Consider the following 7,846-nt stretch of genomic DNA (forward strand, 5'->3'; position numbering starts at 1 on the left):
CCTGGCGGCTGGCTTCCTCGGCGCCGGCCTGCTCGGCATGCTGTTCGGCGGCGGCCTGTTCGGCGGCCTCGGCGGCCTGTCCTCGATCCTGGGCCTGATCATCCAGATCGTGCTGGTGGTGCTGGTGGTGCGGCTGGCAATGTCCTGGTGGCAGCGCCGTCACACGCCGCAGGCGGCTTATGCCAATGCCGACTCAGGCGCAGCTTCCGGACCGCAGCCGAACCAGCGCAGCGGCCTCGGTGGCGGACTTGGTGGCTTCGGCTTTGGCGCCAACGCCAACAACGCGCCGCTCGAGATCAAGCCGGACGATTACGAATCGTTCGAGCGCCTGCTCGGCGATATCCAGGCCGCCTGGTCGAACGAGGACGTGGCCAAGCTGCACACGCTCGCGACGCCGGAGATGGTCTCCTATTTCGAGCAGGACCTCGCCCAGAACCGCGCGCGCAACGTCGTCAACAAGGTGACCGACGTCAAGCTTCTGCAGGGCGACCTCGCCGAAGCCTGGCGCGAAGGCGAGACCGACTACGCCACGGTGGCGCTGCGCTTTGCGCTCACCGACAAGACGCTGGAGCGCAACAGCGGCACGGTCGTCGCCGGCAGCGAGCAGCCGGGCGAAGTCACCGAGGTCTGGACGTTTGCCCGGCGGCCCGGCAACGGCTGGGAATTGTCGGCGATCCAGCAGACCAACTGATCGCTCGCGGAATGTGAAACCAAGGCGTCGTGCTTCCGCACGGCGCCTTTTTCTTTTCGGCGTCTGGTATCGCCGCATCGGAATAAGCAGGCGCGGCTCGGGTTGAATCAGGCGGCCAACGACAAGCACAACGGGAGGACAACGTGATCCGCATCGAGAGAACCGTGACGATTTCAGGCCTTGCGCTCGCAATGGCCTTGCTGGCGACGCCATCGGCGCAAGCGCAGTCGGCCGACATGACGTTCTTCGTGACCTCCAGCGGTCCGGGCAAGGGCGCCGATCTCGGCGGGCTCGAGGGAGCCGACGCACAATGCCAGAAGCTTGCGCAGGCCGGCGGCGCCGGCACCAAGACCTGGCGCGCCTATCTCTCGACGCAGGCCGCCGACGGCAAACCGGCCGTCAATGCCAAGGACCGCATCGGCAAGGGACCGTGGCAGAACGCCAAGGGCACGGTGATTGCCAAGGATGTTGCCGAACTGCACGGCGCGGCCAACAACCTCACCAAGCAGACGGCGCTCAGTGAGAAAGGGGAGGTCATCAACGGCGCCGGCGATACGCCGAACCGGCACGACGTCCTGACGGGAACGCAACCCGACGGCACCGCGTTCGCGGCCGGTGACGACAAGACCTGCAAGAACTGGACGTCGAGCACGCAAGGCGCCGCGGTCGTCGGCCATGCCGATCGGCGAGGTCTGCGCGACGACGAACCGTCGAAGTCCTGGAATAGCTCGCATCCCTCGCGCGGTCCCGAGGGCGGCTGCTCGCAGGCCGATCTGAAGAGCACCGGCGGCGACGGCTTGCTGTATTGTTTTGCCGCGAATTGAGTTAAGGGCGCGAAGCTCTTTCCGCTCGTCATTGCGAGGAGCGAAGCGACGAAGCAATCCAGAGTCTTTCCGCAGAGGCAGTCTGGATTGCTTCGCTTGCGCTCGCAATGACGAGCGGGTTGCGCGAACGCTCCGTCTCACTCTGACGGAACCCCGAGCCGCATGCTACATTGGTCCGTACGCGTTCACGTTCACGGACCTCTCTCATGAAATACGAGCTCTACTACTGGCCCGAGATCCAGGGCCGCGGCGAATACGTGCGGCTGGCGCTGGAGGAGGCGGGAGCCGCTTATGCGGACGTCGCGCGTGGAGCGCGCGGGACGGCTGCGATGATGAAGATGATGGACGCGAAAAAGGGTACGACGCCCTTTGCGCCGCCGTTCCTGAAAGCGGGCAAGCTCGTCATCGGCCAGACCGCCAATATCCTGCTCTATCTCGGCGCCCGTCATGGGCTCGCGCCCAAGACGGAGGCCGGCCGGCTCTGGGTGCACCAGCTTCAGCTCACCATCACCGACCTCGTGGTCGAAATCCACGACACCCATCATCCGCTCGGGCCCTCGCTCTATTACGAGGACCAGAAGCCGCCGGCGAAGAAGCGCACCGCCGATTTCTGGAGCGAGCGCGTGCCGAAATATCTCGGCTATTTCGAGCAGCTTCTCAACGAGAATGGCGGCGCCTATGTCACCGGCCGCAGGCTGACCTATGTCGATCTGTCGTTGTTCCAGATCGTCGCGGGGCTGCGCTATGCCTTCCCCAAGCGCATGACGGCGTTCGAGACAGACATTCCGGGCCTCGTCAGCCTGCATGATCGGGTCGCTGCGCGGCCGAACATCAAGGCCTATCGGGAAAGCCGGCGCCGCATTCCCTTCAACGAGCAGGGCATTTTTCGCCGCTATCGCGAGTTGGATGGCTAGAGCGTTTTCGAGCGAAGTGGATACCGGTTCGCGTCAAGAAAACGCGAAGACAAGAAACTCTAGCCGGTCCGGAGGGAGGCTGGCGGCAGCCCCCGTTCCGGACCGGCCGCTTCGGGCGCGATCAATCGCCCGAGCGCATCGTGGCCGGCGCGCGCTTGCGAACGCTGCGGCGCAGACCGATTGTTTGAATCATCGCGGACGGGAGAGAGGTCATGCTCCTCGGGGCAGGGGGGCTTGCAGAACATCGTCGTCTCCCGTTGCGTCGGTGCGGGTTCCTCTAGCGAGGTTCACTTGCTGCGACGTCAGTCGATCGGAGGAGGCGGCGCGATTTTCTGTGAGGTGCACGGGAGAGCGGGGCGCTCTCACCAGACGCCTGGCACCAGGCGATAGCGCACTCGTGCGGCGTAGTCGGCATAGCCCTGCAGGCCCTCGCGCAAGGTGCGTTCCTCTATGCCGATGCGGATCGCGAACAAGAGGACCAGCATCGGGACCATCAGAAGTCCCCACCACGAGCCCAGCAGCAGCGGCACGCCGGCAAAGAACAGGATCATGCCGCTATACATGGGATGACGCACATGGGCGTAGGGGCCGCTCGAGATCACGCGCTGCGCGCGCTCGGCTTGCAGCTTCACCACGGGGGCAGCGAACGAGTTCTCGCGGAACACCCAGAGTGTGAACAGCGTCGAGAGCAGGAACAGCGCGAAGCCGACTGCCTGCAACGCGACCGGCATGTCGGACCATTGCATGCGCCGGTCGACGCCTATCAGCACCAGCCAGGCCAGCATCGCAACGACGAAGACGCTCATGAACACCTTATCCGCGGCGGGCTGGTCCTTCTGCAGGACCGGCCGCAGACGCTCGGCGAGCAACGCCGGATCGATCCGGTAGAGCCACCAGCCGCAGAGCGGGCCGAGCAGGATACATGTTGCGAGGAACACCCAGGCCGAGGGCCAGCGCAAGGTCCCTGCGGATGCGAACAGCAGCGCGCCCATCGCGATGGTGGTGATCGTGTTCTGCAGCAGCAGTTTGGCGATCATTGTCGATCTTGTTCTATCCCACGCCGGTGCATTGATCGCATTTGTTTCCGGCAAACATGCGGCCGGGGCGCGACAGCGATTGCGGTCAGACCTTGATCGATGGCGTAAAGGCCGCCACGAGCCGAACCAGATCCGCTTGTCGTTGGGTTCCCGTCTTGGCGAAGGTCCGGGCGAGATGGGTCTTGATCGTCGTTTCGGCGAGGCCCATGCTTCTGGCCACGTCAGGAACCCCGCCGATCTCGACAATGGACAGGAAGACGCGCAGCTCGGCGTCAGTGTGCCCGAAAGGGGAAATTGCCGAGGCGTGGCGGAATGTGCGGAACGCTGAGGCAGGCCGGGTGCAGCAGGGAATGCGGAGAGCCAGTGCAACGTTCGCGCAAGCGCGACCAGCCGCGCGCCCGTGGCGACGCCTAAGATCGTGTTCGGCAAACGGCAGTCTTGCGATCATGCGGCAGGGCCCCGGGGCGCGCATGATATTGATCTCGCTACCCGGCAACGATGCGGCCGGACGCGCAACAGGCCGGATCGACCGAATTGGGCGATCCGTCTTCGAAAGGATCGATCAGGCGAGCTGATCGATCCGCGTGCCCTGACCCGGCGGCAGCGGCGCGGGCGGCTGCGGCTTGTAGGTCGGGTCGGCGTCCTTGGTCTTGGTCTGATCGTCCTGCTGCTTGGTCGTGTCGTAGCTCGGAACCACGATCGCGATCGGCGGCGGCGCAACGGTAGAAACCTTCATCCGCAAATCCTCACACATGGAAGCAATTCAACCTGCGCTGCGAGGAGCGAAAATTCCTTCAAGGCAATCGTTAAAATGCGAGGGATCTGGTCAGGTGAGGTGCGCTGTGATTGCTCCTCATCCACGCTGTATGAGGGCGATCCACGAACCTCTCCTCGTCATTGCGAGGAGCGGTTGCGACGAAGCAATCCAGAATCCATCCGCGGAGAGATTTCTGGATTGCTTCGCTTCGCTCGCAATGACGGAGTCCTTGGCGAGCTGCGTCGCGCCACACGTGCACGGTATCCGCAGCAAGAACGACGGCGGTCCCCGGCCTATTCGTCCTTGCCGCGCGTGATGGCGATCGACGCATCCTTCTTGGTGCGGGTGCATTCCATGTTGAGCCGCCGATAGCGCATGCTGATCTTGTCGCCGCGCAACAGGCCCATCCGCTTCAGGCAGCGCGTTGCGCCCGTCGTGGTGTCGTCCTTCGTCACGGTGAAGACGATCGCCGCCATCGACCCGACCAGCGCATAAAACTCCGGCGTGGGCTTGCGATCACCTTTGGCATAGAGCTCGATGGAATATTTGTCGCCGCGGCAGCCGACGGACAGCTCCTTGGCCGCCGGGTGCGTCAGATAGACGGTGTTCGCGGCCCGGAAATTCACCTTGAGCCGATCGACCTGGTTCGCCAGCTCCTTGGCGCTGTCGTCGCAGCGGTCGGCGCGCGCGGGCGAGGCGAGGGTCACAAGGCCGGTGATGGCGGCGGCGACCAGGATCGCGCCGCGGACGTTCAGTTTCAATGTCATGATGAAAAGCCCCTTAGGGCGCGCATTCAACCGTCGTCGGGCGCGAAGCGCAAGGGTCGGGCCTGGCCTTTCCACGTGCTGCGCCAATGCCTTCCCAGGCCCTGGCCGCCCTCTCTCATGCGTACCGGTCCCTTCCTTTTCCGTCCAAAATGGGCTTAGAACGCTTCTACGCGAGGGCCCGCGCGTGGCCCCAAACCCCGAGATTCGCCCCATGAACGCTCCCACCGCCTTTCCCGACCCGTCCAAGCCCGTTCCGCCCTACAAGCACACCCCGCTGTTCCCGCTGGGCAAGGACGAGACGCCCTACAAGAAGATCACGGCCGAGGGCGTGCGGGTCGAGAAGGTCCTGGGCAAGGACATGCTGGTGGTGTCGCGCGAGGCGCTGCGCGCGCTGTCGGAGGCGGCTTTCGGCGACATCAATCATTACCTGCGGCCGGGCCACCTGAAGCAGCTCCGCGCCATCCTGGAGGACGGCGAGGCGAGCCCCAACGACAAGTTTGTCGCGCTGGACTTTTTGAAGAACGCCAACATCGCCGCCGGCGGCGTGCTGCCGATGTGCCAGGACACCGGCACCGCGATCATCATGGGCAAGAAGGGCTGCAACGTCATCACCGACGGCGACGACGAGGCGGCGCTGTCGGAAGGTGCGCGCGATGCTTACCTGCGCCGCAATCTGCGCTATTCGCAAGTGGCGCCGCTCTCGATGTACGAGGAGAAGAACACCGCCAACAACATGCCGGCGCAATGCGAGATCTACGCCGAGGGCGATGACGCCTACAAGTTCATGTTCATGGCCAAGGGCGGCGGCTCCGCCAACAAGAGCTTCCTGTTTCAAGCTACGCCCTCGGTCTTGACCAAGGACCGGCTGCTTGCCTTCCTGAAGGAGAAGATCCTCACCCTCGGCACCGCAGCGTGCCCGCCCTATCACCTCGCCATCGTGATCGGCGGCACCTCGGCGGAGCTGTGCATGAAGACGGTGAAGCTCGCCTCCGCGCGCTATCTCGATGCGCTGCCGACCCACGGCTCGCCCGACGGCAACGCTTTCCGTGACGTCGAGATGGAGAAGGAAATCCACAAGATGACGCAGTCGCTCGGCGTCGGCGCGCAGTTCGGCGGCAAATATTTCTGCCACGACGTGCGCGTGATCCGCATGCCGCGTCACGGCGCATCGCTCCCGATCGGGCTTGGCGTGTCCTGCTCGGCCGACCGTCAGGTGCTCGGCAAGATCACAAAGGACGGCGTCTATCTTGAAGAGCTCGAGCACAACCCGGCGCAATATCTGCCTGAGGTCGAAGAGGCCCTCGGCGGCGAGGTCGTCAAGATCGACCTCAACCAGCCGATGAAGGACATCCTGGCGACGTTCTCGAAGCATCCGATCAAGACGCGCGTCTCGATGACCGGCACCATGATCGTCGCGCGCGATAGCGCCCACGCCAAGCTGCGCGAGCGGCTGGAGAGGGGCGAGCCGCTGCCGGACTATTTCAAGAACCATCCGGTCTACTACGCCGGTCCCGCCAAGACGCCCGAGGGCTACGCCTCCGGCGCGTTCGGTCCGACCACTGCGGGCCGCATGGATTCCTTCGTCGACCAGTTCCAGGCTGGCGGCGGCTCCATGGTGATGGTGGCCAAGGGCAACCGTGCCCCCGCCGTGCGCGAGGCCTGCAAGAAGTACGGCGGCTTCTATCTCGGCTCGATCGGCGGCGCCGCGGCGAACCTCGCCGAGCACTGCATCAAGAAGGTCGAGGTGCTCGAATATCCCGAGCTCGGCATGGAAGCGATCTGGCGCATCGAAGTCGTCGACTTCCCGGCGTTCATCATCGTCGACGACAAGGGGAACGACTTCTTCAAGGAGTTGAATCTGGGCTGAGGCGGCGTGCCACTGATGCTGCGCTGCTGATCCGGGGTCCATCGTAGCGGCATGGGTCCCGGCTCTGCGCCGCGTCACTGCGTGCCGCGTCGCGTCCGGGACACGAGAGCGGGGCGTGATCGCTTTATTTCACTAACTGCAATTCGTGACCTGGTTGGAGCACAGCGAGCGCCACCAGCCGCGCACGCCGTCATGGCTCTCGACCAGGCCCCAATATCCGCTGCAGGCGAGAAGGCGCTTCGGCCCGCCGTCGCCGTCGATCGGGCCGCCGAGTTCGCGCTGGGCGGGCATCCATTTGGCGTCGACGAAGGGCGCCTGGAAAAGTCCGCCGGCGCGCGTGTAGCCGTTGGCAAAGCTGGCGCCAACCTTGTTGGCCGCGACCCAGCCGCGCCCGGCATAGGGTTTTGGCGCGCTACGTGGATATTTCTTGTCGTCCTCGTAGTCCTTGCCCGGCGGCTTCGCGCCTTCGATCAGAAACCAGCCGCTCTTGAAGCCGATGATACGGAATTCGGTGAGCCAGCCGCCCTCGGGCGTGTTCTCGGCGCCGCCGAGTTTGAGCTGATAGGGCGGCGGCAGCGTGCCGAGCACGCGCGCTTTCACCGACGGCTCGGCGCGCACGTTGAGGCCGCTAGGATCCTTGTCGATCGACCAGGCGCCGAGAGCGCAGGGTTCGGTGCCCTCGGGCAGCGTTGTGCGCTTTGCCGCGAGATCGGCGTGCAGCTTTGCGAAATCGCTGTCGTCGTCGTCAGGGGCCGGCTCGGCGCGCGGCGTCAATTCGGCTGAGACCGCGCGTGTCGCATCCGGTGTCAGCGTGACCACGAGGCTCTGACGCGCGGCGAACACGCTGGCCGGTGTTTTCGGATCGTTCGATGTCTCGGGATAGACGGCAAGATAGCCGGTCGCACCTTCGGTGCGATAGGCGGTGCCGGCCCCTTAACCCGCCGGCACCCGGGCGAGCGCGGTGGCGCGCCACGCCGGGTCGGTGTCAT

Annotated in this window: 7 protein-coding genes and 2 pseudogenes; 4 read left to right on the forward strand and 5 right to left on the reverse strand. The window is 64.8% G+C overall.

Annotated elements, in window-relative coordinates; all coding sequences use genetic code 11:
- The 3 genes from MOV74_RS25490 to MOV74_RS25500 all read left to right on the forward strand — a co-directional run.
- Nucleotides 1-691: Tim44 domain-containing protein (locus MOV74_RS25490; RefSeq protein WP_246928995.1), on the forward strand; the 691-nt coding region annotated here is incomplete at its 5' end.
- 143 nt (nucleotides 692-834) lie between these two features.
- A complete protein-coding gene (locus MOV74_RS25495) occupies nucleotides 835-1,515 on the forward strand; it encodes a lectin (RefSeq protein ID WP_246929002.1) in 681 nt (226 codons plus the stop codon).
- 206 nt (nucleotides 1,516-1,721) lie between these two features.
- Nucleotides 1,722-2,429: a glutathione S-transferase gene (locus tag MOV74_RS25500; RefSeq protein ID WP_246929004.1), complete on the forward strand. Its 708-nt coding sequence runs from the start codon at nucleotides 1,722-1,724 to the stop codon at nucleotides 2,427-2,429.
- A 362-nt stretch (nucleotides 2,430-2,791) separates the two neighbouring features.
- On the opposite strand, the gene MOV74_RS25505 is transcribed toward MOV74_RS25500, so the two are convergent.
- The 4 genes and pseudogenes from MOV74_RS25505 to MOV74_RS25520 form a co-directional block, all read right to left on the reverse strand.
- Entirely contained in the window at nucleotides 2,792-3,466 is a 675-nt protein-coding gene (locus MOV74_RS25505; RefSeq protein WP_246929006.1) for an isoprenylcysteine carboxylmethyltransferase family protein, read from the reverse strand.
- 85 nt (nucleotides 3,467-3,551) lie between these two features.
- A pseudogene (locus tag MOV74_RS25510) lies at nucleotides 3,552-3,752 on the reverse strand (helix-turn-helix transcriptional regulator); the annotation flags it as partial.
- A 276-nt stretch (nucleotides 3,753-4,028) separates the two neighbouring features.
- Nucleotides 4,029-4,202, reverse strand: a complete 174-nt coding sequence (locus MOV74_RS25515; protein WP_018321873.1) for a hypothetical protein — start codon at nucleotides 4,200-4,202, stop codon at nucleotides 4,029-4,031.
- A gap of 314 nt (nucleotides 4,203-4,516) precedes the next feature.
- Complete coding sequence (locus MOV74_RS25520) at nucleotides 4,517-4,990, reverse strand: hypothetical protein (protein WP_246929008.1); 474 nt, start codon at nucleotides 4,988-4,990, stop codon at nucleotides 4,517-4,519.
- 211 nt (nucleotides 4,991-5,201) lie between these two features.
- Here MOV74_RS25520 and MOV74_RS25525 point away from each other — a divergent pair, with 211 nt between their 5' ends.
- Nucleotides 5,202-6,857 carry a fumarate hydratase gene (locus tag MOV74_RS25525; protein ID WP_246929010.1) on the forward strand — a complete coding sequence of 552 codons (1,656 nt, stop codon included), beginning with the start codon at nucleotides 5,202-5,204 and terminating at the stop codon, nucleotides 6,855-6,857.
- Between the two features lie 132 nt (nucleotides 6,858-6,989).
- Here MOV74_RS25525 and MOV74_RS25530 read toward each other — a convergent pair.
- A pseudogene (locus tag MOV74_RS25530) lies at nucleotides 6,990-7,846 on the reverse strand (SH3 domain-containing protein); the annotation flags it as partial.

Origin of the sequence: Bradyrhizobium sp. SHOUNA76, assembly GCF_023006445.1 — a bacterium.
GTDB lineage: Bacteria > Pseudomonadota > Alphaproteobacteria > Rhizobiales > Xanthobacteraceae > Bradyrhizobium.

Bases quoted from the DNA above. Each gene is read 5' to 3' on its own strand.
- MOV74_RS25520 (WP_246929008.1), bottom strand. From the start codon at position 4,990: ATGACATTGAAACTGAACGTCCGCGGCGCGATCCTGGTCGCCGCCGCC.
- MOV74_RS25505 (WP_246929006.1), bottom strand. From the start codon at position 3,466: ATGATCGCCAAACTGCTGCTGCAGAACACGATCACCACCATCGCGATG.
- MOV74_RS25515 (WP_018321873.1), bottom strand. From the start codon at position 4,202: ATGAAGGTTTCTACCGTTGCGCCGCCGCCGATCGCGATCGTGGTTCCG.
- MOV74_RS25525 (WP_246929010.1), top strand. From the start codon at position 5,202: ATGAACGCTCCCACCGCCTTTCCCGACCCGTCCAAGCCCGTTCCGCCC.
- MOV74_RS25500 (WP_246929004.1), top strand. From the start codon at position 1,722: ATGAAATACGAGCTCTACTACTGGCCCGAGATCCAGGGCCGCGGCGAA.